Source organism: Lactonifactor longoviformis DSM 17459 (genome assembly GCF_900129135.1).
Lineage (GTDB): Bacteria > Bacillota > Clostridia > Lachnospirales > Lachnospiraceae > Lactonifactor > Lactonifactor longoviformis.
In genome coordinates this window covers 45816-72427 of the sequence record NZ_FQVI01000013.1, presented here as the reverse complement: position 1 = coordinate 72427, position 26612 = coordinate 45816, and the positions used below count along the sequence as shown (strand labels likewise).

Below are 26612 nucleotides of genomic sequence, written 5' to 3'. Positions count from 1 at the left end.
ACCCCCACTACATCTTCACAGTCTTTTCGTAACCTAAGGCAAAGCATCTGAGATTTTTGGGATCACCCTTTCCCTTCTTCTCAAAATACTCATTTAGCGTATCTGCAAACTGATCCTTGTCAATCATTTCCGTTGCCCTTATCATGGCCCCCAGCATAACAAGATTAAGGCCTCTGGGACTTCCTGCCTCTGCTGCGATTTCCATGGCATCCACTCCGTATACCTGCACCTCTTCAGGGAAATCTCTTTCACTAAAAAGAGAGCGGTTAATAATAACAGTTCCCCCAGGACGCACCTGGCAGGAATACTGATCATAGGCATCCTCTGTCATACAGCACAATACATCCAGAACATCCGGATACGGACTGCCAATCTCCTCATCAGAGATTACCACTCTGCACAAGGAGATCCCTCCCCGCATCTCCGCTGAATATTCACTGGTCCAGCAGACATTTTTGCCATTCTCAGCGGCAATTTCAATTAATATTTTTCCGGCGGTCAGAACTCCCTGTCCGCCGATGCCAGCAAACATAATATCAGCCATTGGCCTCACCTCCGTTATCCACATATACCTTTATGGGATATACTTTTTCATTCTCATTCTTTATCTTTTCCATAGCATCCACAGGAGACATCTTCCAGTTCGTAGGGCAGGGCGATAGAATCTCTATAATGGAAAATCCCTTCTTATCTCTTTGATTCTCAAATCCCTTCTTCAGCATCTTCTTTGTTGCGTTGATGTGCTTTGGATCATACAAAGCCCCTCTGGCCGCATAGGCTATGTCATAATTTTTAATTATATTCAGCATATCAAAAGGCTCTCCGGCCACATGGCTGTCCCTGCCCTTTTTACTGCTCACCGTCTTATCTCCCACCAGGGTAGTTGCCGGGCACATCTGTCCTCCGGTCATACCGAAGATTCCATTGTTTACTACAATCATAGTAATAGGAACATTTCGCTGTGCCGCATAACAGGTCTCCGCAAGCCCGATTACATAGGAGCATCCGTCCCCTGCATGGACGTAGACATTGGAATCCGGATATACCTTTTTAATACCTGTTGCCACTGCTGCGCACCGTCCGTGAGGCCCTGCAATGCCATCACAGTTTAAGGTATCGATGGACCAGTATGCGCAGGCAATGTCAACCACCTGAATCGTACGCTCTGCCAGATCCAACTCTTCACAGCATTCAGCAATCAGACGCTGAATGATTCCATGGCCGCAGCCAGGGCACCAGCCAACCTGTTGATTAATCATTTTGGGTTTTTTCATCGTAGCTGCCATACTAATATACCTCCAGTTCCTTTTCATTTCCCGCGAGTATGCTCTTACAGTAGTCTACAATCCCCTGTGCTGTCGGGACGTATTTCGTTGTAAGATACCCGTAGAGAGGCACGCTGTATTTCGTGGCGAGACGAATATCCTGGCCCATCTGGGAAGAAAGGCTCATTTCCACGCTCACCAGCCCTTTCAGGTCTGCCGGAAGAGAGGCAAAAGCTTTTTCCGGATAAGGCCACACTGTAATGGGCCGTATAAGCCCAAGACGGATTCCCGCTTCCCGTGCACGGCGCACTGCTGATTTGCAGACACGGGAGGAGATCCCATAGGCAACCAGTATCAGCTCCGCTCCCTCAGTCATAAATTCCTCCCAGCGCTGTTCATTCTCGTGCATTGCGACAAATTTTTTGCGCATCATACTGTCATATTCGCCATAGTCCATAGATCTGTCCAGGTTTGTGACTTTAACCTTAGGTTCCTCAGGGTTTTTATAGCCCTTGATTGCCCAATCAAACTTGCTTCCGTCATGCTCCTTAGCTTCGGGAAGAACTACTTTCTCGATCATCTGGCTGATCCCGCCGTCACTGAGTACAATAACAACGGTGCGGTACTTTTCTGCTATGTCAAAGGCCTGGTATGTAAGCTCTGCACATTCCTGTACAGAAGCGGGGGTAAGGACAATCTGTCTGGAATCTCCGTGGCCTCCTCCTCTTGTTGCTATCCAGTAGGAATCCTGTCCCTCTGTAATCTCTCCATCCCCTACCCCGTATCTCATAACATCAATGAGCACTGCAGGCAGATTATAGGAAGACAGATAGGAGATTCCCTCCTGCTTTAAATCATATCCCGGTCCCGAGGAACTGGTCATAACTCTGGTGCCGCAGGCAGCGGCTCCCCAGAGCATACTCATACTTGCTATTTCACTTTCTCCCTGAATGAATGTACCGCCGTACTCTGCCATGTGTGCCGACATATACTCCAGAATCTCACTCTGGGGGGTAATGGGATATCCGGCGTAGAAACGGCATCCCGCACGGAGAGCAGATTCAGCAATAGCTTCATTCCCCTTCATCAATTTAAAATTTTTACTCATGGTTACCTGTCTCCTTTATTCAATAGAAAATACATAGTCCGGGCAAATGGTATAGCACTGTCCGCATCCAATACATTTATCTTCCTCAATACGGATAATCTCATATCCTTTTTTATTCATCTCAGTCAGCGGTATAATAGCGTCCTTTGGACAAGCACCCACACACAACCGGCATCCCTTGCACAAGCTTGTATCCGCCTGTGCCTTTGCCCTGGTCTTTGTTGTTACATCTTCCATCCTGAAACCTCTCTTCTTTCCATAGATTATTTAGAATGTGCTTTTACATAGTCATCAAGCGCTTCTTCCGTGCCTGGATCCAGCATAGTCTCCGGTGCTTCTTCCAGGCGGCGTTTCCATTCTTCATTGGCCTTTTTAATGATGTATCTGTATCCATCATCCCCGATCTTATCAATATCTCTGTTCCAGTCAGTATATTGGGGGTACCACGCATCATGCATCTGCTCAATAGTATCGTCCTCCAAGAGAAAGGTTCCCCCGCTCCCCACATTCATAATGGATTCCACTGCAGAGGCTTCCTCCGATACGTCAATGCCCTTTTTGATGTAGAGCAGACGGCTGGTGATCTCTTCATCCAGTATAGTCTTTTCAAAGGATACCGTCATGAGGGCATCCAGCGTGCCAATCTCACCCAGCTGATAGTCAGCCCCTGCCAGGATATTAGCCATGCTGCCTTCATAGGATTCCATACCGCTCTGTACATCGTTCAGTGAGCTTTCTGTGGTATAAGGCTCTGTACGGGTGGGCAGCTTGTAGAACTTCTTGCCCATTTCAATGGAGCCAATCTGCAGGGCCACGCGTCCCGGGGAACCGCAGCAGTATTTGGCGCCCCGCATATTTCCCGGACAGGCAGCCACACCATAGCCCATAGCATTTCCCGGATTTATAAGCTGTGTCAGAACCATACCTGCCAGCTGCTCTGCATTCTGCATTACAATGGTTCCGAAAATCTGTATCGGACCCGTTACGCCGGTACTGGTTGCCGATCCAAGGGTAACTACCTGACCTCGCTCAGCTAATGCAATAATACAGTCAGCCACCTCCCGGCTGTATGCCATAGGACTCAGAGAGGGACAAGAACCCGGTGCAAACCAGATATTTCCGCCCTTTTCCAGTTTTTCCCCCACTGCAATTTCTACCATGTCCATAGCCTCATGCATCTGCTCATAATCAAAAAGGCGTGTATAAATAGGCTTATCTGTATGCTTCAGAACCATCCGCATAATTTCCAGATGGCGGTTCTCCGTGGGTACATCATTGGTTTCTACTCCATTGTTTGTATTAATATTGATTACATCGCTGGCCTGGTAAATTTTAACCAAATTCTCCGCGTCCTTTAAAGTTCCCTGACGAAGCCCCTCATCCATAGTTCTAACATTTACAGGTCCGATGGGGGTGCACACACCATAATCTCCGCCTCCCAGATCCAGGTTTCTCTCGCTGTTGCGTCCATGGATAACAAAGTGGGTGGGAATCCTTGACAGAGCTTCTTCCACCTGCTTTTCTGTAATATAAATCTGGCTCCCCTCTACCTTAAACCCATGCTTCTTAAACAGGGTGAGGGCGCGATCGTTTGCAATGTTTACACCGTTTTCCCACAAAAGCTTCAGGGAATAGTCATGTACGCGCTGCATGTCTTCATCTGTGAACATACTTAGTTTTACATTTCTCATTAATTCCATATTGACCTCCTTGCGTTTCACTTTTATATTTTACGTTTCATTTTTTTATTTCTTATTTCAATTTTATCATCATTATATAAACAGGGCAAATACTTTTTGACAAATTATTTACTGGATTTCTCTTTTTATTTTTGTGCATTTTGCCAGGCTTTTTATGCATATTGTTCTTGCTAGTGTTAAATTGTTAGGTATATAATACTCGTAGGGCATATATTGCGAAGTGCTCCTGATATTAAAGAATATAGCCTTGTTTCATATTTGAAACCGGCTGAATACCGGAGGAATCATATTGTCACAAACAGAAAATAAATTAGAAACCATACAGGCTGTGGACAGGGCTTTTCAGATCCTTGAGACCATCTCCCGTAAGGGCAGCATGAGCCTGAACGATCTGCATAAAGAATTGAGAGTAAGCAAGGCCTCCTTACTAAGGCTGGCCTATACACTGGTACAAAACGGATATCTGGATAAGAATCCCCAGACAGGAAATTATACTTTAACGCTGAAAGCATATGAAGTAGGGATCAGTTCTATACAGAACCTTGATAAAATTTCTCTTATTAATTCCACCCTGGTGGATTTGAGCAGAGAAACCGGGAGGATTGCCCAGTTTTCGGTAGAAGACAACAATCAGCTGCTCTGCCTGCAGAGCATCGGGCAGAAGACCTCTTCCTTTTCTATCTACACCACGGTGGGACGCCGCTCTCCCCTTTACTGTACCAGTGCGGGAAAGGCACTGCTTTCTGCCTATACCAATACGCAGATTATAGAAAAATGGGAGACCTTTGACGTTAAGGCTCTGACAGAACACACCATTACAGATATACACAGCTTTCTTCAGGATGTGAGCGAAACCCGGCGCAGACACTATGCTTTGGACCGGGAGGAGAACGAATACCATATTTTTTGTGTGGGAGCCCCGGTAATGGGACACTCGAACCTGCCCTTAGGTGCTATCAGTGTCAGCGGTAGCAGTCTGACTGAGGAGGAAGAACAGAGGATTGCCGGAATATTAGTCCCTGCTGTAAAAAGGCTTTCCGGACTTTTGGGGTATGTCATGGAGGGAACCTCTGAATATTTTTAAAAAGCTGCTGCCGCTAACAACTGGAAAATTGTGAAGCGGCAGCTTTTAAATCCTATTAATTTTTTTCTTCGTCTCCGATCAGGCTACCAAATATCACCTATTTCAAAGCCATTGGGAAATGGATCGGTCTCATCAAGGACCCATTTTGTATATCCATAAATCCATAGCTGTCCTGTAAGCTCAGGAATAACGGCATCGTAATCCCCCACCTTAGTCTTTCCCACAATTCTTTCCGAAAAGCGGATCCCTAATGGCCCCTCATTGATAATCGTCTGTCCAACATCCAGCTTACCGCGTGCATGAAGCACTGCCAAAAGGGCACAGCTACCTGTTCCGCAGACGCCCCGATCCAGACCGCCAGTAGACCAGGTATCGGGATTATTCAAATCAACGCCTGTCGCACCATAAACATTAGCTGTACGGATATCAGTACCTGGAGATATGGGGGGCTGATGCATAATTGAGACGCATACACCCAGCTCAGGGTAATCCGGATGAACAGGATGAAGCTGCTCCCGGGCCGCCTGTGTAACGGCAGCAGAGATACGGCGAATATCCTTTGCATGTGCAGAGTCCAGCACCAATCCTTCAAACTGCGTAGCATCGATGACTGCAAAAAATCCCTGACCACCCCAGGCCACATCAATCAGAACCCTGCCCATACCGGGCACATGTACCTCCTGGTCTAAGCCCCCTACAAAAGTTGGCAGACTGGTAAAAGTACAGCTTGTAACTTTTCCATTTTTACACTCTGCGCGAATGGGAACAAGTCCCGCCGGGATTTCCAGGTTAAATTCTGTAACAGGCTCCTGCATAGGAATCAGTCCAGTTTCCAGTAGAGCTGTAGCCGTAGCCATAACCGTAGCACCGCTATGCAGGGTCCACTCATCTCCGCAGGCAAACAAAGTAGCAGCCTGGGCATCCGGATGTTTTGGAGGAACCAGCATACTGACCACACTTGCGGGCATAGCGCGCGGCTCTTTCAGCATCAGGCCGAGGATCTGTTTATCATGCTCCTGCAAATACGCTTCCTGTTCTGCAAGGGTATTACCCGGAATGTGAGGTACCCCACTGATAATTACCCGCATAGGTTCACCCTCGTGAACTTCCACGGCATCAAACATACGTTTAAAACCCATGATCGTGTCCTCCTTTTTTATAATTACTGGCTGTGGTTTTTACGCCTGCACCTTGATATTTAGATTATACGCAGCACATTTTTTAATAACAATGCAAAAATGTGTAAAATCAGGTGTAAAAGTTTCCTGGCACATTTTTACACCCTCTGTCAAAGCTTATATTTCTTCATACGATAATACAGCAGCTGCCTGCTGATCCCCAAGTAACGGGATGCCTGGGATATATTGCCGTTGGTATGGCTTAATGCTTTTACAATCTCATCCCTTTCCTTTTCCCTGGCTTCAAAATAAAGCTTTCGTTTGCAGAAAGCAGTACCATCTGTATCAGCCTGCTCGTCCCTGCGCTCGTAAAAGATGTTCGCGGGAAGATCATCTGCCATTATTTGTTTTCCGTCCTCCGCATAATTCATTGCCGCTTCAATGCAGGTCCGAAACTGGCGGATATTACCCGGCCAGGAATAGATACGGAACCAGGAAACCGTTTCCTGACTCACACCTGCAATCCTTTTAGCAAATCTCTGATGATATTTGTGCATAAAATATTCCATAAACAGCAAAATATCATCTTCCCTCTCCCTTAAAGGGGGAATGCGAATCTGCACCACAGAAATGTTGTAGAAAAAGTCCATATGGAGAAAGCTTTTCCGTACAATATCAGTGGAGGACACCTTGCTGTCGCAGATTAGCCGGAAGTCTCTGTTTTCATCTAATACACGCACCAGCCGCATCTGAACTGCGCCGGGCAGGTGGGTAATATTCTTAAGGTACAGGGTACCTCCATTTAATCGGCTCAATATTCCCTCTTTTTCCCATCCGCTGTGACTTTGTCCCATTGTTCCGAACAGAAGATGTTCCAGCAGTTCCTCCGGAACGGACGCACAGTCTACAAGAAGAAACGGGGCATGTCTTCTGCTGCTGTGATCATGAATATAATGTGCAATGGTTGTCTTGCCGCACCCATCCTCCCCTTCCAAGAGCACATTGGAATCCGATTGCGCCGCCATCTCCGCCAGAGACAAAGCGTAACGGAAGCTCTCACTTTCTCCGATGAGGTGCTGCTCATACACGCCGCTCCCTCCATGATTTTTTTGCTGATTCAACTGCGTCTGAAGCTCCAGGTTCTTGTCAATCATATCCGTAAATTGAGAAAAATCCCTCTGAATACAAAACGCCCCTGCGAACTTCTCTCCATTGAAAATCGGAAAGGCACTGCTTGTCTTTATCTTTTCTCTTCCTCCAGTAAGGTATGCACAAACCATATCTTCCACCGGTTTTTGGGTCGATAGAACCAAATAGGTGGGGCTGTCCTCCTTTTCTACATCATAAATTTCCAGCAATCGTTTTCCGCGGACCTGATCCAGTGAAAATCCTTCCGACCGTTCCGCTGCAGGGTTAATATATACGCAGCGGCCATTTTCATTGAAAACAAAAATTTCCTCCATCATATTCTCAAATACCAAATGGGAAAATTCTGTTTCCGCCATGATTTTTTTATAAGTATCCATTTAACCTTCCCTCCTTTTTTGCCACTCCAGACATTTGGTATTATTATTTTCTATCTATTTTACATCAATCGCCGGACTTTTCAATCCTCATCTGTAATTTTTTGAAAAATTGGTTGGAACGGATTATTGAAAAAAAAGAACACTCCCTCTGGGAGTTCAAGGATAAAAACCTCTTGGCTCCTGCAGGAATGTTCTTATTATTTTAGTATTACTGCCGCACCCGTGCGGCCCCGCTGTTGATGGCTGCCTGTTTAACCGCCTCTGCCACTGCGTCCTTTACTCTTCTGTCAAAGGCTGCCGGCAATATATAGTCCGCGCTCAGTTCCTCCTCTGATACCAGATCTGCAATTGCATAGGCGGCGGCTGTCTTCATCTCATCATTGATATCGGAAGCCCTGGCATCCAATGCCCCTCTGAAAATACCAGGAAATGCCAGTACATTATTCACCTGGTTGGGGAAATCGGAGCGCCCCGTAGACACTACTGCGGCTCCCGCGGCCTTTGCCTCATCCGGAAAGATCTCAGGGGTCGGATTGGCACAGGCAAAGATTATAGGATCCTCAGCCATAGTTTGTACCATATCTTTCGTCACCGTTCCCGGTGCCGACACCCCGATAAACACGTCAGCGCCCTTGATTACATCTGCTAAAGCACCTTTTTCACAATCCTGATTTGTAATCTCCGCCATCTCCTGTTTGATAGGATTCAACCCAGATCTGCCTTTATAAATCGCGCCTGTGCGATCCGTCATTATGACTCTTCCGACCCCCATACTGATAAGCAGCCGTATAATGGCAATGCCTGCCGCACCCGCGCCGCTGGTCACGACTTTAATATTCTCCAGCTTCTTTCCCACCAGTTTTAGGGCATTCATTAATCCCGCCAGCGTAACCACGGCGGTTCCGTGCTGATCATCGTGGAAGATTGGGATCTCACAGCATTCCTTTAATTTTTTCTCTATTTCAAAGCACCTGGGTGCGCTGATATCCTCCAGATTTATACCCCCAAAACTTCCGGCCAGTAAGGCAACCGTATGAACAATCTCATCTACGTCCTTACTTCTGATGCAGAGAGGGATTGCATCCACCTCTCCAAATGCCTTAAAAAGCACACACTTACCTTCCATCACCGGCATGCCGGCCTCCGGCCCGATGTCCCCCAGGCCAAGTACAGCAGTTCCGTCGGTCACAACTGCAACCGTATTCCATCGGCGGGTGAGATCGAAGCTCTTGTTCAAATCTTCCTGAATCTCCAGGCATGGCCGGGCTACCCCTGGCGTATAGGCCAGGGACAGTGCCTCCTTACTGTTCACCTCAGCTCTCGGGGTTACTTCAATCTTTCCCTGCCATTTATAGTGCAGTTTTAATGATTCCTTTGCATAATCCATTCTGGCTCCTCCGTATATGATTCACTAATTTTATAATAGCATCCATAGGCCGATAAACAGAATTACCGCTCCTAACACTACCCGCAGCAATCTGCTTACCCTGTTATATTTAGGACTGCGTATCCAACTGTCTGCCGCACTGTAACCGGTCCCTGCTAGTACCAGCAAAATACCGTGGCCGGCCGCATATAAAATCATTAGGAAAATTCCCCAGAGCAGTCCGTTTTCCGACTGAGCCACGATTGCAAGCAGGGCAACCATCACCGGCCCAGCACAGTGGGATGCAAATACCCCGCTCAAAGCTCCGGTAAAAAACGCTCCCACATATCCGTTTCCAGGCATTTTCTTCATATCCCCTGCATGGCAGCCGCACCCTCCATGACTGTCCCCCTGGCGGCCGTGATGTCTATGCTCCCTCTTTCCAGGAAATATTTTTATCATACCCCAGGTCTGTAAAGCCATCAGAATCATAAGAAGCCCCATAATCAAACTCCACCAGTGGCCAATCTCGTGCATATAATGGCCGATTATAGATGCAGCAGATCCAAAGACGGCAAATGTCCCCGCCATCCCGGCAGCCATAGTCAATGACAGCCGGAATGCAGTACGGGGGGTGGAGGATGTCCTTTCCATATAGGCAAGAGCCAAAGGCACTGCCGATAGAGAGCAGGGCGTAAAAGAGGTCACTATCCCTGCTGCCAGACTCAAAATGGGAGCAAACCACACATTTTGAGTCATTACATCAGCCAAAAAGGCAATGACTCGATCGAACCAGGCATCCATATCTTCTTTTCTCCTATCCTTACACTCTAAGTTACAACGGGCAGTGTGGAGCCCCCAAAGGGCATTGCAATTACCGAGGCATTCGCCCCATACCGTTTCATGGCCTGATCTAATGCCTCCTGTACCGACGGCTGGGGAGTTAGAAATATGCGTTTTACAAAGGCCGGATCCATTTCCGAAACAAGATCAATTCGCGCATCCTCTAATACCATACCTATGGCGGCTGCTTTATGCCCTCCCAGCACAAACTCCTCTTCTATCCTCCGAATCATAGAGCGGGACGTGGGTGCACTTGTAAGCCACCGCTGGAACTCGGCGCTTCCCATGCCCTCGCTGCAAGCACCAATCAGAATAATCGTGCCGCCCTTTTTTACCGCATGCCTGGCATTGTCCAGTGCCTTTTGGGTCTGGTATAAGTTTGCATCCTTCGGAGCTCCGCCCTGAGAGACGAGCACAATATCGGCCCGCCGGGGAATACTCTTTCTGTACATTTTGTCAAGATATGCGCAGCCTGCCCGGTGAGCCTTAATCACATCTCCGGCTGTGCAGTATACGATATGCTTATGCTCATCTAAAACGGCGTTTACGATAAAATCAATGCCGGTAATCCTTCCGGCTTCTTCAATATCCGCACGGAGAGGATTGTCCCCCAGTCTTCCCGCGCAGGAATTTTCATGGGTCATGAGCCGATGATTTTTCCGGATAGCCTCAGGTGTTGAAACCCCTGGCATGATTGCCTTTGCTCCCCCTGAGTAACCAGCAAAATAATGAAATTCAATATTTCCAAGGCATACCCTGAAATCTGCCTCACTCACTGTTCTCGTTATGTCAACCGGGGTTCCATTTCGGGTAACTCCCAGATGAACACAGTCCTCCGGATCGGAGTCTTTACATTTCACTTCCCCATAGCACCGTTCTCCCACAAGGTGAATAATCTCTTCTTCCGTATGTTTCCTGTGTGAACCCAGAGCCAGAACTACAGTGACATCCTCCTTAGAGATGCCTCCCTCATACAGCTCATCCAATACCAAGGGCATAATTTCCCAGGAGGGCAGAGGCCTGGTAATATCACTTGTCACAATTGCCACCTTTTGTCCCGCCCTGACCATATCCCTCAACCGGGGCGTCCCGATGGGATGCTCTAAGGCGAATGCCGCCGCTTCGGCATCTCTTCTATCATGCGTCATGGGGTTTGATTCCAGCACAGCGATGAGATTTCTCTCAGGAATTTCTGCCTCCTGTACACTTTTCCCATATCCAAAACTAATCTTCATGTATTTCCCCGTTCTTTCTGATCAGATATGATATTGCTCATACTTGTTTTCACAGGGGTTTCCCTTGCAGAAATAGATATCGCCGGAAGTCAGGTTTACAACCATAGAAAATACGGTGCCCATACGCAGGCCGGGCTCTGCCTTCAGGTCATCATGGCGGCAGATACTGCAAGGATATTCCACATGATCTGAGAGTACCTCAATAATGTCCCCGGCTGTAATTTTACTATCCACGGACCGCATCAGCTTTTCAGCCCTCCCCAGGCGTATAAAGCTATCCGGTAGTTTATATTTGGTAGTATCTTTCCGGGGTGCAAGGGGAAGTCTGGGACTTAGAAAATGATTCGTATGGACGATAATTCCGTCCCGGGGATATAATACATCAAAATCCTCATTTTCAATCTCCAGATCGATACATTCCCCGTTCTTGTGTCCCAGCATAAAGTTTGCACAGCACCCAAGAGGCATCCTTGTCGCGGCCTTTACTGCCTCCGTCAGGGTCTCACAGTCCAGAATTCCCCGCATAGCCATATGCAGAGGCAGTCCCCCCGGCGCCTGATTCGTTGAAAGGGCATTCAGGTAAAGGGCAACGCCTGCACTGTTGAATCCAGTCTTTCCTATGATCCCGGCCTCTGTTACCATAAATATCGTGGGCTTTCCGTTTTTCTGACGGATTTTCATCATAACCATGGACGAACGCTGGCTTGTCTTCCAATCCCAGTTGTGAGCCAGAAAAGCATTTCCTGACGCTCCGGCCTCACTGCTCACCCCGATGGAAGTACATCCCCCATCCATCCTGTCGAACTCCTTCCCCACAAATACAAGCTCGCTTCTGCAGTTCAGAGCCAGAATATCTTCAAAATCAAAACCGGAACCATCGGCAATTCCTTTCATCTCCTCCAGATAATCCGGATTGTACTCCGTGATCACTGGTATAAATTGTCTCGACAGTTCTCTTGCCCTGTCCCAGCTGAGATCCGAGTAGTCCTTGAACATTACCTTGTAACAGGCAATGCTTCCTGCAATCTGGGTCTTAAAGCTTTCCCCCTCCTGAAAACCGATTTCATAGGGAGTGCCTTCAATCTCAATATACGGAAAGTTCATTTAATTCCCTCCTTTAGGATCCCCGCATTCAGCTTCTCTCTGCTGCTTCTGCTTTGCCCCGCCCTGATTCATACCATGTCCTGAACGCAATGGTCATCCAGCCAAAGAATAATCCGAGAGTCAGATAAATCATCTCTGTGAGAAAGACCGTTCCATATTCCGCACCCGGTACATATGACATACAGCCGAAATAAGCGCCTGCGGCTATGTAGACCGCCGGAACCAAACTGAACATGTGAGGGGCAATCTCCAGGTAGAACAGCAGCCAGGCGATAATGAGAATTGCCAGAGGCGTGGCAAAGAATCCCAGGGCTCCAAAAGGTCCGGACAACAGCATAATAATGATAGATGCTATTATGCCTATGAGAAATCCCAGGAAGGCCCGGACGCCGTCCTTAATGGTACAGCCCGCCATAAAATAAGTGGCCCAGGCCAGGAACGATACCCATGCGAATCCGGTATTTCCGGCAGGGGGCAGAACACCATGTATGCATTGATCGATGATCTGGATCACACATGCCTGTAATCCCACAAACAGAGCAATCATCGTATGTTTTTTTATCTTCATAAATTACCTCCTACTGATTTAAAATACATTAACCCTAATATCCCGTCTAATCTTCTAAAATAGACAAAAAATGCTCCAGGGAGGTCTGCATCATTTTGGGGGATATTCCCTGAACGATGAAGACTATGCGGGAAGAGTGATCCTCATCCGGCCATTCATCCAGATGCATAGGCGGCGTAATGTGGCTCTGTACTGTATTGAGAACAACAGGTCCCAGAGCGCCCGGGACATTCAAAAGCCCCTTAATCCGCAGTATCTGCTTTCCATACCGGTGCACCAGCGCGGAAAGCCAGATGGCAAAGGCCGTCCAGTTTAACGGCTTTTCCGTGCGGATGGAAAAGGTCTGAATCTCGTTTTCGTCATGGTGATACCCTTCATGGTAGTGATGTACATGTTCCTCACCTTCACCGTGATGATGGTGATGATGTTCCCCGTGCATGGCGTCTGCCGCCTTAATATGGGGAAGGCGGGAGAGCCAGGCCTGAACCTCTGCACTCTTTGTATCAGGATTAAAAGGATCAATGTCAAACAACATAGGCCACAGAGATTCCGGGCTGTTGGAGTCCAGCACCATAGCCATAGGATTGACCTTATGTATCTTATCCCGGGCAAGTGCGATTTGTTCCGGCGTCGCAATGTCAGTCTTAGTCAGCACAAGGCGGTCAGCGATAGCTGCCTGTCTCATGCTCTCCTCATGAGTGTCAAGCTGCTCCGCCCCGAAGACAGCGTCAATGGTAGTAATGATATTGGCCAGTCGCACCTGCCGGCGAAGCATTAAGTCTCCGTCCAGGGTCTGGGCAATGGGGGTTGGGTCTGCAAGCCCGGTTGTCTCCACAACTACCCTGTTAAAGGGAGCTATTATCCCCCGGGAACAGCCGTCTATCAGTTCTCTCAGTCCTGTCTGCAGATCTTCCCGCATCGTGCAGCAGATACATCCGTTCTTCAGGACAATGGTGCTCTCTGTAAGCTTTTGTACAAAGAGATGATCCAAAGCCACCTCACCCAATTCATTGATCATGACAGCCACTCCGGCGCCTTCTTCACAGTTCAGCAGTCTCTGCAGAAGTGTCGTCTTGCCACTTCCGAGAAATCCGGTCAAAACTGTTACAGGAATTCGTTCTTCCATTCTGTTCACTCCTTCTGCAGTCCGATGGCGGACAAATATTCCTCATCAAGGGGATCCACCGGGCGCAGTCCGATGGCATCTGCCGTTACCCAGACATGGGCCAGGTCATCTACAATCTTTGTCTGTCCCGTAGGACCCTTGAGGATAAGCTTTGTATGGAAATCGCATAGCTTTGCTCTTCCCGGAGCCAGCAGGACATTTACCATCTGGATAAGGTTCTGGCGTTCCGCCCTTCGCGTGGCGTTCTCCTCTGCACCTATTCCCTCAGGATTCCCGGCCCGCTCCAGCCAGTCAGCCCCTCCGCTCAGTACACCGCAAGCTGCACACATAATACCCCTCCTTAACTTTAACTGCCCTTCCCGGCAAAGAGATACTCCCCTGCCGGGAAGGGCGTCCTATTCAGTGCATATGTTCAAGATTACACATGAAGCCCATTTTCAACGCCTAAATCTGTGTCTGTGCCAAAGGGGGCCCGCTTACGGAAATCCTCAGCCGCATCAGCCATTGTACAGAAGCTGACTCCAGCGTGGGACAGCATATGATCAAACAGGCGCTCAAGCATCATCAGTCCGTGAGGCTTGCCCGAAGCATCCGGATGAATGGTAATTGGCAGTACTGCGTAATCGTAATTACGGTATACCCAGTCAAACTGATCCTGCCAGATCTCTCCCAGCTGACGTCCGGTTATCCATCCATGGCTGTTTGCAGAAGCCTTTACGAACAGAAGCGGCGGCGCATCATCTAAGTGCCAGTTGGCCGGAAGTTCAACCAAATCTACCGCTTTGCCCGGCTGCCATGGCTTCATCCAGTCTGCAGCAGGTCCATTGTAATTAATCTTCGTCCAGCTGTCGCCCACACGCACGTAATATGGCCAATAGTCATCTTCCATCAGACTGCTGTCATAAGTAATTCCGCGCTCAAACAGCAGTTCAACCGTGTTTTGGCTCAGCTCCCACCACGGTGCCATGTAGCCCTGGGGCTTTTTGCCGGAAATCTTCTCAATAGTACTGATTGTACGATCCAGAACATCAGCCTCCTGCTGGCGGGTCATGGCAAGAGGATTCTCATGCACATAGCCATGAATACCGATCTCGTGTCCCGCATTGTTCACAGCATCGCAGATCATATCGGCTGCCTTAGGGAAGCTCTCCATGGAATGTCCTGTCACGCCCCAGGTTACAGGTATATTGAAGCGTTTAAACAGGTCCAAGAGACGCGGAACACCGCGTTTAGCACCGAATACACCTCTGGAGATGTCACACGGAGAATCCTCGCCGCCCCAGGAACCAATCCAAAGGGATACGGCATCAAAATGCGGATTAATACAGATTTTAATGTCTTTCTTGGTACTCATAATGATGTTACCTCCTTAATAATTTTTTATTTTAAATTCGAAAATTTAAAACCCTTTTAATGTAAATAAAGTTACTGCCGCTTTCAGACTTGCGTCACAAGATCCTCCCAAATCACCTTTCGCAGGGGAGATGTATCATAATTGCCGTTGGATCCGCCGTCTGACGGCTCCAGAGACAATACCGTAACTACCGCATTCTTTTCAGGGAGGACTACGCAGTACTGGCCAAAGATCCCCCACATGTAGGCAGCGTGATTCACCCCGTCTATCCATGTCTGATATCCATACCCAGCCCTGACCGGAGGCTGGGAGGGAATGTATTCCCCGGTCTCAGAATACGAAGTCATCATTGCCTTTATATAAGACTCTGATACAATACGTTTGCCGTTATATTCTCCTCCATTGGCAAGCATCTGCCCAAACTGCCCCAGCTCATCCACGTTGATCTGCAGGGCATTGGCCGCAATGGTATGCCCCATGGGGCAGCTGGTCCACTCTACGTTATGTATTCCCACCGGTTCAAAGAGGCGGTATCTGAGATACTCCCGCAGGTTTTGACCAGACTTTTTCTCAATAAGGCAGCCAAGAATATAAGGGTTAACATTGTTATACAGAAAAGCCGTTCCTGGCTTGTTTACAAATTTGCCCGCCTTATAAAAGAATCGAATCCAGTCTCGCTCGTATTTTCTTTCGTAGCCATCACGCCAGAGCATAGTCTCGCTCAGCCCTGAAGTCATGGTCAGCAAATCCCGCACTGTGATACTAAGAGCATTCTCATCAGTAATGTCATAACTTGCTTCCGGAAAGCTTTCGCTGATGCGCTCATCCAGCGTAATCAGCCCTTCCTCCAAAGCTATGCCTGCGCCCACCCCTGCAAACGTCTTTGACACGGAGTAGGTCTCAAACCTGGGCTTTGCCGGGAACCGTGTCCATTCATCGACTATCTCTCCATTCATACGGACCTGGGCAGCCAAGATGTGCATCCCTCCCCTTTCCGCATCCTCCATGAATCTTTTAACCAGTGTCATTATAGTAACCTCCTTTTTTTGATTACAATGCCGTATCTTTCTTTTTATTAACAAAATAAATTCCAATGTTCGCCGCAACAACCACCAGATTAATCCCATAAAAGATCAAAACATAATTAATGCTGTGATTCAGGACTTTTGCCGCGGCACCGCATATATATCCAAATTCTATCAGGAAAAGGAAAGCCAGGCTGGTACCCTTCGTTGTTCCTGCCTTCATCGCTTTTCTGAAATTAATCGGCCATGAAGCGCCAAAGCAAAGCAGCATAAGTATTTCCAGAATATTTGCCATACATTTCTCCTTTCCCAGGGGACGTTTCCACTATGTAATGTCACTGTCCGGTGCTGTATCGTTGTTGACTGAGAAGCTCTCTGTTTCACTTGTTCACTAGGTGAATCATACCATTAGTATCACATCTTGTCAATCCGTTATTTACATTTTTCATAAATCATCTGAAATTTATCTTATTTTTTTGTGCATGTTGCTAAATAAATTCTTTGTACCTATTCCTACCTCCCGGCAGTAATGTGAATTGTCGGAAGTATCCGGTTCGCCCGTACAAATACAGTAGAATAAACTTGACGGGGTAACCCTTTGAGGGTATCATTTTAGTTATAAGAAACCGGAGGAATGAAGCATGTCTGCAAAAACAAAAGATTTAAAAATCAGGAAAATGTCTGCACCTGATCTGGTGTGCAAAGAGATGAAAGCACTGATCTCCCAGGGAATCTGGGAGGAAAATAAAAAGATACCTTCGGAGGGGGAATTAGCGGAAACATTCGGTGTAAACCGTTTTACGGTCCGTATGGCTCTGCAGAAGCTGAATACTCTGGGTGTCCTGGACACCCGTATGGGAGATGGTACGTATGTATGCTCCTTTGATTTTGACAAACATATGCAGAATATTTCAGAATTCTATATGACTCCTGATCTGCTGAATGATGTCGCTGAGTTCCGGGCCATAATTGAGGTGGAATGTGCCAGGCTTGCCATTCTGCGGGCCACAGAGGAGGACCTTCTGCAGTTAAAGCGCTGCTGTGAAGTGTTTGAGAAGGATATAACGGCTTATGTGAATGCTCCCAGAGGAAGCCGGAACCGGGAACTTTTTTATGAAAAGTTCAATGACAGTGATATAGAAATCCATACGCAGCTCTGTAAAATGTCTCATAATGATCTCCTAATATACGCTTTTTCCACGGCAAAAGAGGCGATCCGGGAACATATGTACACGATCGGGCACCAGAGGGTTATCCACCTTGAGCCTGGAGAGGATATTGGCAGTGTTAAAAATCATTGGGAAATTTACCACGCAATAGAGAAAAAGGATTTTGATATGTGCCGCAGTTTACTGATAGACATGATAGATTATAATAATCCAACAGAATAATATACCTTACCCTCTTAGGCTGCCGTATCAAGTTTATGCGGCAGCCTTTTCAGCCGGATGCAGGGTCACAGCAATAGGAAAGGATTGAAAACAATATGAAACGATGTTCATGGTGTCTCATCAATGAGCCAATGATTAAGTACCACGACCAGGAGTGGGGAGTTCCCGTACATGATGACCAGAAGCAATTTGAGTTCTTAATGATGGAAGTCATGCAGTGCGGGCTGAACTGGAATATGATGATCCGGAAACGGGAGATCTTCAGAAACTGTTTCGCCGGTTTTGACTATCATGCGGTCGCCGGTTTTGCAGAAGCAGATATAGAACGTATTATGAATACCGAAGGAATGATAAAGTCACGCCGTAAAATAGAAGCTGTCATCCACAATGCCAGGTGTTTCCTGGAGATACGGGAAGAGTTCGGCAGCTTCAGCCGGTATCTGTGGGAGTATTCCAAAGGGAAGACCATCCTGTATGCAGGTCACCAGAAAGGAAACATTCCTGCCAGAAACGGGCTCTCGGACCTTATCAGCAAAGATTTGAAAAAACGGGGGTTCAAGTATCTCGGTTCTATCACCGTATATTCTCATCTGCAGGCCTGCGGGGTGATAAATGATCATGAGGAGTCCTGCGATTGTTATCAAAAACTGATTGCACAGTATCCTGTCATCCGTAAAAGGAGATACCTGGAGGGGTGAATCCCCTCATTTGTCCCCTGTATGCCGCAAAAACTCAAAAAATGCAAAGATAATTGATATTACTGTCAGAACAGCAACAATATTCTCCGACATATTATTGGCATAGTCAGCCTGCCCCCGGTCCATGGCTCCTAATACCAAATAGTAAACACACCAGATAAATCCCAGCACCAACAGCAGGAGGGTACTGTATTTTAGAACAGCGGATATCTTATTCATTACTCTGCGGCTTTTCTGAATCTGCCGCTCTGTATACTCCTTTCTCAGAGAAAGCTTAATGCCTCCCACCAGAAAGCCTCCGATAATTCCAATGGACACACTGACGCACAGGCGGTAAAATACTTCCATATTTTTGATCTTCCTTTCGCATAGTAGTTTGCATATTCTGTCTGTATTTTACCATATGCATACTGATAAGTCATTTTTTCTCAGAAACAAAACAGGAGATTTACCGATTTCTTTGTGGTAATCTCCTGTTTTATTATAGTTAAAATAATCCTACAGTTTAAAAATTTGAGTTGTTTCAGTTATCTGGTCTTTGTCCAGACCCCGTTTTTATTCACATAGTATTTTCCAATCCATTGGTTTGCGGCCATTCCCCCGCCGGATTTCAGATAATACCATCTGCCGCCGGTCTGCACCCAGCCTGTCGCCATGGCTCCTCTGTTTTTCAGGTAATACCAGGTTCCTCTGTCCAGAATCCATCCGGTTTCCATCGCCCCGCTGCTCTTCAGATAATACCAGGTGTTTCCGTCCAGCAGCCACCCTGTGGCCATGGCTCCGTTATTTCTCAGATAATACCAGGTATTCCCCTCCTGATACCAGCCGGTAATCATAGCGCCATTTCCCCTCAGGTAATACCATGTGTTTCTGTCCAGCAGCCACCCGGTTGCCATGGCCCCGCTATTCTTCAGATAGTACCAGGTATTTCCGTCCTTTATCCACCCTGTGGCCATCATTCCGTTATTCTTCAGGTAATACCAGGTATTCCCCTCTAACAGCCAGCCAGTCTGCATCACACCGTCTTCATCGCAGTAATACCAGTGGCTTCCATCATCTACCCAGCCAGTCATACGGTACCCGTACTTATCAAAGTAATACCAGGTATCATGGATAGACTTCCAGCATAATCTGGGCCAGGTCCCGTCTCCGTTGCTGTACCACCAGCCGTTCCTGTCGTGTTCCCAGTGAGGAATCTCTGTCTGCGTATCCTCTGACACTACAATCATGAACTCTTCCGTCATACCCTCATAAGAAACTGTAATGTACTGAATGCCGGGGGCTGATGTATCAAGTGCGCCCACTTCATAGCTTTCGCTTTCCAGTTCTCTGCAGGCCCCGTCCGAATACCAGGCGTAGACAGCAAGACCTGTCAGATCTCCTTCCTCCCCCACAAGATACTCGGTCTTGGCGGGCGGTGTGAGAACAAGCTTTGCCAATACTGGTTCTTCTGATTTCTCTGATACCTTCACTGTGAATTCTGCAGTATTTCCCTCATATGACACAACCACCGTCTTGTCTCCGGGCTCTGTTGAGTCGAACCCTTCCAGTGTGTAAGACCCCTGGCTGATTTCCTCTTTCACCTGATTGCTGTAAACCGCATTTACGATCATTCCTGCAGGGTCGAATGCCTCTCCCACCAGGTAATCCGTCTTGTCCGGCACAATAATCTCAATGCCTGTGAGTTTTTTCTCCTTTACCGTAATTGTGAAGGCTGCCGCCTTATCCTCATAGGTTACTGTGACTTCTTTTGTTCCTGCCGTCATCGTGTTCACGTCAGATAGCACGTACTCTGATACCTCTTCCTCCGAGCCGTCTGAGAATTGTGCCTTAACTGCCATACCCGTACGGTCAAAGGGTTCGCACTCCTCGTATTCCGTCTTAGCCGGAGGCGTTACCAGAATCCCAGTCAAAGCCTTTTCATTCAGAACTGTAACTGTAAACTCTCCTGTTTTGGTAATTCCATTTTCCGTATAGGAAACAGCAACGGTCTGTTCTCCGGGTGCTAAAGAATCAAATCCGGTAATCTCACAGTCAGAAGGCTCCACTGCTGCACTGGTTCCATTCACATAGTTTGCCTTTACTGCAAGATCATGGAAGTCCAGATCCTCGCCCAGTTTATACTCCGTTTTGGAGGGCGGGGTTACCGTCAGGGAATCTAATGCCGGGGATTGAACATGTAGTTCGCAATCTGCGTAAATATCGGGATTGTCCTGCAGGGACAGCCTCACTACCGCGTCCCCTTCTCTGACTCCCTTCAGTACGATGGTATCTGACTTTACATCGTTTACGATTTCCACAGCATCTGCACCCTCTGTAATACTCCATACCACATCCTTATAAGTCGCATTCTGAGGTGTGACAGATGCGTTCAGTGAGACAGTATCTCCCGTGGTCAGCTCTATAGCATCCTGATCGGCTGCAACCCCTTCTGCCGGTACTAGCTCAGGCAGAGCTGATGAACTGCCGTTTGCGGCTGTAAAGCTATGGAAGGTGACCTTTGTCTGATTGCCGGAAGCCATGAATCCGGTGGTCATTAAGCCGGCTTTTACATGGTCAGAGCTCATACTGCGCCTGCTGCTGAAGGTTTTATATTCCCCTGTCTCTCCCAGGGCATAGTACCCCGTGTAGGTATTGCCTGACTTCTCTAATTTCAGTCTTAATTTTTGGTTGGGATCCGTTAAGCTGACTCCGATCTGCTGCTTGTCCCCGTCACCAGTATTTAATTCCACGCCGTTGGGAAGGTATACCAGCTTCACATAATGGGAATCGTCCCCATAGGCTACCAGGCCGGCTGAGGGCCAGTTTCCGCCGATGAGATCAAAAGCGGGATTCGCACTCAGCACTGTTTCTATCGTCCAGTCACTGTTTGCGTTCTGCAGAAACAGATTCTTTGCAGGGTTAGACTGATTTCCCAGATCCCCGCCTTCCGTCTGTATGGTCAGTCCTTTATTCTGCTCATATGTAACATTGGCTTCGTTTGGATTTACTATCTGCCAGAACTCACCAACGCTGTCTCGGGTAAAGTCATCGCTCTGTACCTTGTCACTGGTGTAGAACTTGATTTCGTATTCTGCGGTATTCTCCCCGTCATCAAACGTCACTTTGGCAGAACCGGGCACCGCCTGGGCCTGTTCCACGCTGACTTTGGCCGCTGTAGAGTAAGCCTTCACAAAAGGAACTGCCCCGCCGCCGTCTGCCGGCACCGAATATGTCTTTACATCTCCTGTGAATTCCGTTAAAGGCATACCGTTGATCTCTATTTTGTCTACTCTTGCAATGGTATCCATGACCGCCACATCGTCATAAGAAGCCATACTTCCCTCAGGCTGATAGAATCCAACTGTACCTGACTGCAGAGAATAATCACGGAATTCGCCTTTCTTAGCTCCGTTCACATACACGGTGATCCACTCATTGCAGCATTCTATCTTTACTCTGGTATACTGGCCCGGATCTATGGCCTGTTCCATACTCCCAACTGTGGTTTCCGTGCCATTTACTGACTTTTTCAGTTCCAGACCGTTCTCTCCCATTAGCAGGAGATAATAGTTCTTATCATCTGATTTTCTAAAGGTCAGCCCCGCTGCCTGATCTTCCAGTTTCACATTAGCTTCGAAACTATAGTTCTTCCAATCAATTCCTTCGCGGGCTGTCATACTGGTATTATTCATTAACTGGAGTGACCCGCCGATTATTCTGGAATTCGCTTTATTTTTCCAGGCTCTTAAATCCCCGTCAAATGTCTCTGAAAACATTGCATTTCTCTCAGAGAACCGGAAGGATTCCATCTCACATATCTTTTCACTGCTCTGACTGTGGAATTTGAGGTAAACGGTATGAATTCCCTGGACTTTGGAGACAGGGGCCGTGAACTCTGTCCATTCGGAGGAAGCCAGAGAGCCTACGATTACGGTACCTATAGGTGCATTTTCTGGATCATCCAGTACAATATCTATGCTTCCCCCTGACTTAGCCTTTAACCGTGCGGTGAACTGAAGATCCTGATCCGTGGTTCCAAAGTCAAAGTCCCTGTATTCCACACAGTTCCCGTCTGTAATATTTATCAGAGGATGCAGATCCGCTGCCTGTTCGGAGAGATAGCAGCCCGAAGGATAGCCGTCCATTCTCACGTGAGTGGCATAGGCAGCCTCTACTTTTTCATAGGGACTCAGAGGCCCGCCCAGTCCATGGTTAGTCATCTGCACCATATTCCCATTGATATCCCCTATTTTTCCATTTTCATCAAAGTAAATTTTCTCCGCACAGACCTTTCGCCTCATATTGCTGTTGCCAAAGCCCCTGTGGTAGAAGAGGTACCACTGATCCTTTATTTTGCAGAAAGAGCCGTGGTTATTGCCCCCTGCCAGATCGCAGCCGTCATTATCCAGAATATTTCCTCCGAATGTATATGGGCCGAGAGGCTCATCTGCTATGGCATAGGACATCATGTGAACCCCTTTGCCTTTGTTGGACGGATAAAGGATGTAATATTTTCCGTTTATTTTCTTAAGGGACGGTCCCTCATAGTATCCAAAGCCGTCATTGCCTGCTCCGAACAGCACCTTCTGGGTATCCTTTTTCACCACGGTATACAAACCATTCTCATCTTTGATCAGTTCTGCCCCCAGCAGTCCCTGCCCGCCGAATGAGGTTGTCTGCCCCCAGACAAGATAGACCTTCTGATTCTCTCCCTCACCTTCGGTATAAAGGCTGGGATCGATATTGCTCGTCTCAGTGCCGTCATCATACAGAATTTTCTTGGCAGGGCTGAATGGCCCTTCCGGGTTCTTGCTTGTTGCCATACCCAGAGCCGGTCCCCCGGCATTGCAGGTAACCAGATAATAGGTATCGCCGATTTTGCACACATCGGGTGCATAGAGCTGTGTATCGCTCCAGTCCACACCGTCTGTGTCCTGTCCCTCCCAGAAATACCCCTCTCCCTTTCTTGAGGCAAAGGAAACCCCGTGATCCGTCCAGTCCTCCAGATCCTCCAGAGGAGCAGACCACACTCTGTACTGGTAAGAGCACCAGGTTCCGGAGTTATAATCATCATGCGAACCATACAGATAGAGGCGCTCCTCCCCCTTCTCATTTGTGAACACCTTTGCCTCCACATCCGGGATATACTCATCCAGTGGCAAAAGCGGATTGGCCGCTTCCACTGTCAGAGACGGAACCGCCATTGCCGTACCTGCAGCCGCGATGATACCTAAAAATACATTCTTAATACTTCTTCCCATATTTTCTCCTTTCTCCTCATACTATAAAAAAACACCGGCTGCAGTTCCACCTCCCTTCGCGCTGCTGCAATGCCGGCATTTTTTGTCTCTACCTCTATACGGCAACAGCCGTATGTCCGTTCACTCTATATTACTGCGACTTTTTCTTGCTGACTACGTCAAAGATTACCGCTGCCAGAAGCACAAGCCCTTTTACCACCTTTTGGTAGTTGGAATCAACTCCCATGATGTTCATACCCAGGTTAATTACGCCCATCAGAGTTGCGCCGATGATGACCCCGGGTACTGTTCCGGTTCCGCCGTATGCGGAGGCTCCGCCAATGAAACAGGAACCGATGGCATCCATCTCATAGTTGGTACCTGCCGTAGGATTCGCTGAATTCAGACGGGCAATGGTTACCAGGGCTGCCATGGCAGACAGGAATCCCATATTCAGGTATGCCATAAAGTATACGTTGTCCGTGTTAATTCCGGAGAGTTTGGTGGCTTTTTCATTGCCTCCCACCGCATAGAAGTAACGGCCGATGGTTGTCTTAGAGGTGATATACGCGTACACCAGAATTACCACCAGCACCCACACAAGTACATTAGGAATTCCCTTGTACTGTGCCAGACGGAACATAAACGCAAAGATGACTGCACATATAATTACAGACTTAACCACAACGCCTGCCATAGGTTCTGTCTCATATCCCTTTTTTGTCCTGCTTCGTCTTCCGTTAAATACAACCACCAGATAAATCACGCAGGCCAGAACCCCTGCCAGCATACAAGTGAGATTAATCCCGTTTCCTCCCAATGGGTTTACCACATAATTGTTGAACAATTCCAGATAATTATCCGGCATAGGCGCAATGGTCAGTCCGTCCAGCACAACGTTGGACAGTCCCCGGAAGATGAGCATCCCGGCCAGTGTCACAATGAAAGGCGGTATCCGCACGTAAGCGATCCAGAATCCCTGCCACGCTCCGATTAGAAGGCCCACACCCAGCATAATAAGAATCGCCAGATACGTGTTAACGTGTTTGTTTACCATCAGTGAACCGCCCACTGCTCCCACAAAGCACACTACGGATCCCACAGACAGATCGATGTTTCCTCCTGTGAGAATGCACAGCAGCATACCGGTTGCAAGGATGAATACATAGGCATTCTGGGCTATCAGGTTCGTCACGTTCTGGGGAAGCAGCATCTTCCCCCCGGTTTTCCAGGTAAAAAACAGTGTTACCAGTATTAAAGCAATTACCATGGTATATTTTTTTACAACTACTGAAACTTTTGCTTTATCCATTGTCTACTCTCCTTTGCTTGATTTCAAGATGCGGGCCATGATGACCTCCTGGGATGCCTCTTCCCGCCGCAGTTCTCCCACCATCTTACCTTCGTTCATAACGTAGATGCGGTCCGACATCCCCAGTACCTCCGGCAGCTCAGAGGATATCATGATTACGGACTTGCCCGCCGCCACCAAATCGTTAATGATACAGTAAATCTCATACTTGGCCCCCACGTCGATTCCCCTGGTAGGTTCATCCAGGATCAGGACATCCGGCTGGGCAAACATCCACTTGGCCAGCAGTACCTTCTGCTGGTTTCCGCCGCTTAAGTTGCCCACATTCTGCTCTACCGTAGGGCATTTTGTATTCAGCTTCTCTTTGTACTCCACAGCCGCCTGGTATTCCTTATCCCGGTCAATTACCCCGTGACTGCTGACTGCCTTCAGATTGGCAAGGGTTGTATTAATTTTAATAGGGTTCGAAAGGATCAAGCCGTTTCCTTTTCTGTCCTCTGTGACATAGGCCAGTTTCTTTCCTATGGCCTGGCGGACATTGTTCAGGTGCACTTCCTCTCCGTTTAGATAGAGCTGTCCGCTGATCTGTGAGCCGTAGCTTTTTCCGAACACGCTCATGCCAAGCTCTGTTCTGCCTGCGCCCATAAGACCGGCGATGCCCACCACTTCTCCCTTATGTACTTTCATAGATACACCGTCACAAACCTTCCGTTCAGAATACAGAGGGTGGTGTACGGTCCAGTCCTTTACCTCCAGAAGAACCTCGGGCTTAACTGTATTCTCCCGCTTCGGGAACCTGTCGGTCATCTCCCTTCCTACCATACCCTTAATGATACGGTCCTCAGAAATATCATCCTTGCTTTTATCCAGGGTTTCAATGGTACTTCCGTCACGGATGACGGTAATTTTATCTGCCACATATGCAATCTCATTTAATTTATGAGAGATTATAATCGAAGTCATGCCTTCCTTCTTGAACTTCAGCATTAAGTCCAGAAGGGCTTTTGAGTCGGCTTCATTCAGGGAAGCCGTAGGTTCATCCAGTATCAGCAGTCTCGCCTTTTTTGCCAGTGCTTTTGCAATTTCTACCAGCTGCTGCTTGCCCACACCAATATCCTTGATCAGTGTTCTGGAGGACTCCTGCAAACCTACCGTTCTCAGATATTTGTCAGCTTCTCCATACGTTTCATTCCAGTCTATGGCTGCTTTTTTTCCTTTTTCATTCCCCAGGTACATATTCTCTCCGATGGTCATATATGGGATCAGAGCCAGTTCCTGATGGATAATTACGATTCCCTTTGATTCACTGTCTTTAATTTTATTGAATTTGCATACTTCCCCGTCATAGATAATGTCTCCCTCATAGGATCCGTGGGGATAAATACCGCTTAATACATTCATCAGAGTGGATTTCCCCGCTCCGTTTTCACCAACCAGCGCGTGGATCTCGCCTTCTTCGACCTTCAGGTTTACATTGTCCAGCGCCTTTACGCCAGGGAATGTCTTGGTGATATTTTTCATTTCCAAAAGTATCTTTGCCAATTGTCTCCCTCCTTTTCTATCATTT

24 protein-coding genes are annotated in these 26612 nt (G+C 47.7%); 3 read left to right on the top strand and 21 right to left on the bottom strand.

Going from position 1 to position 26612, the window contains the following annotated elements; translation table 11 throughout:
- Positions 1 to 7: 7 nt before the first annotated feature.
- The 5 genes from BUA56_RS12960 to BUA56_RS12940 are packed head-to-tail and all read right to left on the bottom strand — an operon-like array spanning position 8 to position 4073.
- Entirely contained in the window at positions 8 to 544 is a 537-nt protein-coding gene (locus BUA56_RS12960) for a 2-oxoacid:acceptor oxidoreductase family protein (protein ID WP_072852399.1), read from the bottom strand.
- Positions 537 to 1286, bottom strand: coding sequence for a thiamine pyrophosphate-dependent enzyme (locus tag BUA56_RS12955; RefSeq protein ID WP_072852397.1), 750 nt, complete (start codon positions 1284 to 1286; stop codon positions 537 to 539). Before BUA56_RS12955 ends, BUA56_RS12960 begins: the two co-directional genes overlap by 8 nt.
- A gap of 1 nt (position 1287) precedes the next feature.
- The gene (gene vorB / locus BUA56_RS12950; protein WP_072852395.1) at positions 1288 to 2373 is read right to left on the bottom strand and encodes a 3-methyl-2-oxobutanoate dehydrogenase subunit VorB; all 1086 of its coding nucleotides are present in this window, start codon (positions 2371 to 2373) and stop codon (positions 1288 to 1290) included.
- Positions 2374 to 2388: 15 nt separating this feature from the next.
- Positions 2389 to 2610, bottom strand: a complete 222-nt coding sequence (locus BUA56_RS12945) for a 4Fe-4S binding protein (protein WP_072852392.1) — start codon at positions 2608 to 2610, stop codon at positions 2389 to 2391.
- A gap of 26 nt (positions 2611 to 2636) precedes the next feature.
- The gene (locus tag BUA56_RS12940) at positions 2637 to 4073 is read right to left on the bottom strand and encodes a trimethylamine methyltransferase family protein (protein WP_072852390.1); all 1437 of its coding nucleotides are present in this window, start codon (positions 4071 to 4073) and stop codon (positions 2637 to 2639) included.
- Positions 4074 to 4362: 289 nt separating this feature from the next.
- Between BUA56_RS12940 and BUA56_RS12935 the strand changes: the two genes are divergently transcribed.
- Positions 4363 to 5157, top strand: coding sequence for an IclR family transcriptional regulator (locus BUA56_RS12935; RefSeq protein WP_072852388.1), 795 nt, complete (start codon positions 4363 to 4365; stop codon positions 5155 to 5157).
- 83 nt (positions 5158 to 5240) lie between these two features.
- Here the strand turns inward: BUA56_RS12935 and BUA56_RS12930 are convergent, their stop codons facing one another.
- The 12 genes from BUA56_RS12930 to BUA56_RS12875 form a co-directional block, all read right to left on the bottom strand.
- Positions 5241 to 6296 carry a proline racemase family protein gene (locus BUA56_RS12930; RefSeq protein WP_072852386.1) on the bottom strand — a complete coding sequence of 352 codons (1056 nt, stop codon included), beginning with the start codon at positions 6294 to 6296 and terminating at the stop codon, positions 5241 to 5243.
- 149 nt (positions 6297 to 6445) lie between these two features.
- Positions 6446 to 7801: a sigma 54-interacting transcriptional regulator gene (locus tag BUA56_RS12925; protein WP_072852384.1), complete on the bottom strand. Its 1356-nt coding sequence runs from the start codon at positions 7799 to 7801 to the stop codon at positions 6446 to 6448.
- A gap of 208 nt (positions 7802 to 8009) precedes the next feature.
- Positions 8010 to 9188 (bottom strand): NAD(P)-dependent malic enzyme, encoded by a 1179-nt coding sequence (locus tag BUA56_RS12920; protein ID WP_072852382.1) that lies wholly within the window; start codon positions 9186 to 9188, stop codon positions 8010 to 8012.
- A gap of 30 nt (positions 9189 to 9218) precedes the next feature.
- Complete coding sequence (locus BUA56_RS12915) at positions 9219 to 9971, bottom strand: cytochrome c biogenesis CcdA family protein (protein ID WP_072852379.1); 753 nt, start codon at positions 9969 to 9971, stop codon at positions 9219 to 9221.
- A gap of 26 nt (positions 9972 to 9997) precedes the next feature.
- Complete coding sequence (gene larAH6 / locus BUA56_RS12910; protein WP_072852378.1) at positions 9998 to 11245, bottom strand: nickel-dependent malate racemase, LarAH6 family; 1248 nt, start codon at positions 11243 to 11245, stop codon at positions 9998 to 10000.
- Positions 11246 to 11266: 21 nt separating this feature from the next.
- A complete protein-coding gene (locus tag BUA56_RS12905) occupies positions 11267 to 12349 on the bottom strand; it encodes a C45 family autoproteolytic acyltransferase/hydrolase (protein ID WP_072852376.1) in 1083 nt (360 codons plus the stop codon).
- A 28-nt stretch (positions 12350 to 12377) separates the two neighbouring features.
- A complete protein-coding gene (locus tag BUA56_RS12900; protein ID WP_072852374.1) occupies positions 12378 to 12917 on the bottom strand; it encodes a DUF1097 domain-containing protein in 540 nt (179 codons plus the stop codon).
- Between the two features lie 46 nt (positions 12918 to 12963).
- The gene (locus BUA56_RS12895) at positions 12964 to 14043 is read right to left on the bottom strand and encodes a CobW family GTP-binding protein (RefSeq protein ID WP_072852372.1); all 1080 of its coding nucleotides are present in this window, start codon (positions 14041 to 14043) and stop codon (positions 12964 to 12966) included.
- A 5-nt stretch (positions 14044 to 14048) separates the two neighbouring features.
- Positions 14049 to 14372, bottom strand: a complete 324-nt coding sequence (locus BUA56_RS12890; RefSeq protein WP_072852370.1) for a hypothetical protein — start codon at positions 14370 to 14372, stop codon at positions 14049 to 14051.
- Positions 14373 to 14461: 89 nt separating this feature from the next.
- On the bottom strand, positions 14462 to 15397 hold the full coding sequence (locus BUA56_RS12885; RefSeq protein WP_072852368.1) for a polysaccharide deacetylase family protein: 936 nt from the start codon (positions 15395 to 15397) through the stop codon (positions 14462 to 14464).
- Between the two features lie 83 nt (positions 15398 to 15480).
- Complete coding sequence (locus BUA56_RS12880; protein WP_072852366.1) at positions 15481 to 16425, bottom strand: serine hydrolase domain-containing protein; 945 nt, start codon at positions 16423 to 16425, stop codon at positions 15481 to 15483.
- A gap of 22 nt (positions 16426 to 16447) precedes the next feature.
- A complete protein-coding gene (locus tag BUA56_RS12875; protein ID WP_072852364.1) occupies positions 16448 to 16717 on the bottom strand; it encodes a hypothetical protein in 270 nt (89 codons plus the stop codon).
- Positions 16718 to 17063: 346 nt separating this feature from the next.
- Here BUA56_RS12875 and BUA56_RS12870 point away from each other — a divergent pair, with 346 nt between their 5' ends.
- Positions 17064 to 17813, top strand: a complete 750-nt coding sequence (locus BUA56_RS12870) for a FadR/GntR family transcriptional regulator (protein ID WP_072852362.1) — start codon at positions 17064 to 17066, stop codon at positions 17811 to 17813.
- 95 nt (positions 17814 to 17908) lie between these two features.
- The gene (locus BUA56_RS12865) at positions 17909 to 18511 is read left to right on the top strand and encodes a DNA-3-methyladenine glycosylase I (protein ID WP_072852360.1); all 603 of its coding nucleotides are present in this window, start codon (positions 17909 to 17911) and stop codon (positions 18509 to 18511) included.
- Between the two features lie 6 nt (positions 18512 to 18517).
- Here BUA56_RS12865 and BUA56_RS12860 read toward each other — a convergent pair whose 3' ends face one another.
- The 4 genes from BUA56_RS12860 to mmsA all read right to left on the bottom strand — a co-directional run bounded on the left by BUA56_RS12860 (position 18518) and on the right by mmsA (position 26587).
- The gene (locus BUA56_RS12860; protein WP_072852358.1) at positions 18518 to 18859 is read right to left on the bottom strand and encodes a transporter; all 342 of its coding nucleotides are present in this window, start codon (positions 18857 to 18859) and stop codon (positions 18518 to 18520) included.
- A gap of 179 nt (positions 18860 to 19038) precedes the next feature.
- Positions 19039 to 23754, bottom strand: a complete 4716-nt coding sequence (locus tag BUA56_RS12855) for a bacterial Ig-like domain-containing protein (RefSeq protein WP_072852356.1) — start codon at positions 23752 to 23754, stop codon at positions 19039 to 19041.
- A gap of 130 nt (positions 23755 to 23884) precedes the next feature.
- Complete coding sequence (mmsB, locus tag BUA56_RS12850; protein WP_072852354.1) at positions 23885 to 25045, bottom strand: multiple monosaccharide ABC transporter permease; 1161 nt, start codon at positions 25043 to 25045, stop codon at positions 23885 to 23887.
- A 3-nt stretch (positions 25046 to 25048) separates the two neighbouring features.
- Positions 25049 to 26587 carry a multiple monosaccharide ABC transporter ATP-binding protein gene (gene mmsA / locus BUA56_RS12845; RefSeq protein WP_072852352.1) on the bottom strand — a complete coding sequence of 513 codons (1539 nt, stop codon included), beginning with the start codon at positions 26585 to 26587 and terminating at the stop codon, positions 25049 to 25051.
- Positions 26588 to 26612: the final 25 nt, after the last annotated feature.

Bases quoted from the DNA above. Each gene is read 5' to 3' on its own strand.
- BUA56_RS12960 (WP_072852399.1), bottom strand. From the start codon at position 544: ATGGCTGATATTATGTTTGCTGGCATCGGCGGACAGGGAGTTCTGACC.
- BUA56_RS12955 (WP_072852397.1), bottom strand. From the start codon at position 1,286: ATGGCAGCTACGATGAAAAAACCCAAAATGATTAATCAACAGGTTGGC.
- vorB (WP_072852395.1), bottom strand. From the start codon at position 2,373: ATGAGTAAAAATTTTAAATTGATGAAGGGGAATGAAGCTATTGCTGAA.
- BUA56_RS12945 (WP_072852392.1), bottom strand. From the start codon at position 2,610: ATGGAAGATGTAACAACAAAGACCAGGGCAAAGGCACAGGCGGATACA.
- BUA56_RS12940 (WP_072852390.1), bottom strand. From the start codon at position 4,073: ATGGAATTAATGAGAAATGTAAAACTAAGTATGTTCACAGATGAAGAC.
- BUA56_RS12930 (WP_072852386.1), bottom strand. From the start codon at position 6,296: ATGGGTTTTAAACGTATGTTTGATGCCGTGGAAGTTCACGAGGGTGAA.
- BUA56_RS12925 (WP_072852384.1), bottom strand. From the start codon at position 7,801: ATGGATACTTATAAAAAAATCATGGCGGAAACAGAATTTTCCCATTTG.
- BUA56_RS12920 (WP_072852382.1), bottom strand. From the start codon at position 9,188: ATGGATTATGCAAAGGAATCATTAAAACTGCACTATAAATGGCAGGGA.
- BUA56_RS12915 (WP_072852379.1), bottom strand. From the start codon at position 9,971: ATGGATGCCTGGTTCGATCGAGTCATTGCCTTTTTGGCTGATGTAATG.
- larAH6 (WP_072852378.1), bottom strand. From the start codon at position 11,245: ATGAAGATTAGTTTTGGATATGGGAAAAGTGTACAGGAGGCAGAAATT.
- BUA56_RS12905 (WP_072852376.1), bottom strand. From the start codon at position 12,349: ATGAACTTTCCGTATATTGAGATTGAAGGCACTCCCTATGAAATCGGT.
- BUA56_RS12900 (WP_072852374.1), bottom strand. From the start codon at position 12,917: ATGAAGATAAAAAAACATACGATGATTGCTCTGTTTGTGGGATTACAG.
- BUA56_RS12895 (WP_072852372.1), bottom strand. From the start codon at position 14,043: ATGGAAGAACGAATTCCTGTAACAGTTTTGACCGGATTTCTCGGAAGT.
- BUA56_RS12890 (WP_072852370.1), bottom strand. From the start codon at position 14,372: ATGTGTGCAGCTTGCGGTGTACTGAGCGGAGGGGCTGACTGGCTGGAG.
- BUA56_RS12885 (WP_072852368.1), bottom strand. From the start codon at position 15,397: ATGAGTACCAAGAAAGACATTAAAATCTGTATTAATCCGCATTTTGAT.
- BUA56_RS12880 (WP_072852366.1), bottom strand. From the start codon at position 16,425: ATGACACTGGTTAAAAGATTCATGGAGGATGCGGAAAGGGGAGGGATG.
- BUA56_RS12875 (WP_072852364.1), bottom strand. From the start codon at position 16,717: ATGGCAAATATTCTGGAAATACTTATGCTGCTTTGCTTTGGCGCTTCA.
- BUA56_RS12870 (WP_072852362.1), top strand. From the start codon at position 17,064: ATGTCTGCAAAAACAAAAGATTTAAAAATCAGGAAAATGTCTGCACCT.
- BUA56_RS12865 (WP_072852360.1), top strand. From the start codon at position 17,909: ATGAAACGATGTTCATGGTGTCTCATCAATGAGCCAATGATTAAGTAC.
- BUA56_RS12860 (WP_072852358.1), bottom strand. From the start codon at position 18,859: ATGGAAGTATTTTACCGCCTGTGCGTCAGTGTGTCCATTGGAATTATC.
- BUA56_RS12855 (WP_072852356.1), bottom strand. From the start codon at position 23,754: ATGGGAAGAAGTATTAAGAATGTATTTTTAGGTATCATCGCGGCTGCA.
- mmsB (WP_072852354.1), bottom strand. From the start codon at position 25,045: ATGGATAAAGCAAAAGTTTCAGTAGTTGTAAAAAAATATACCATGGTA.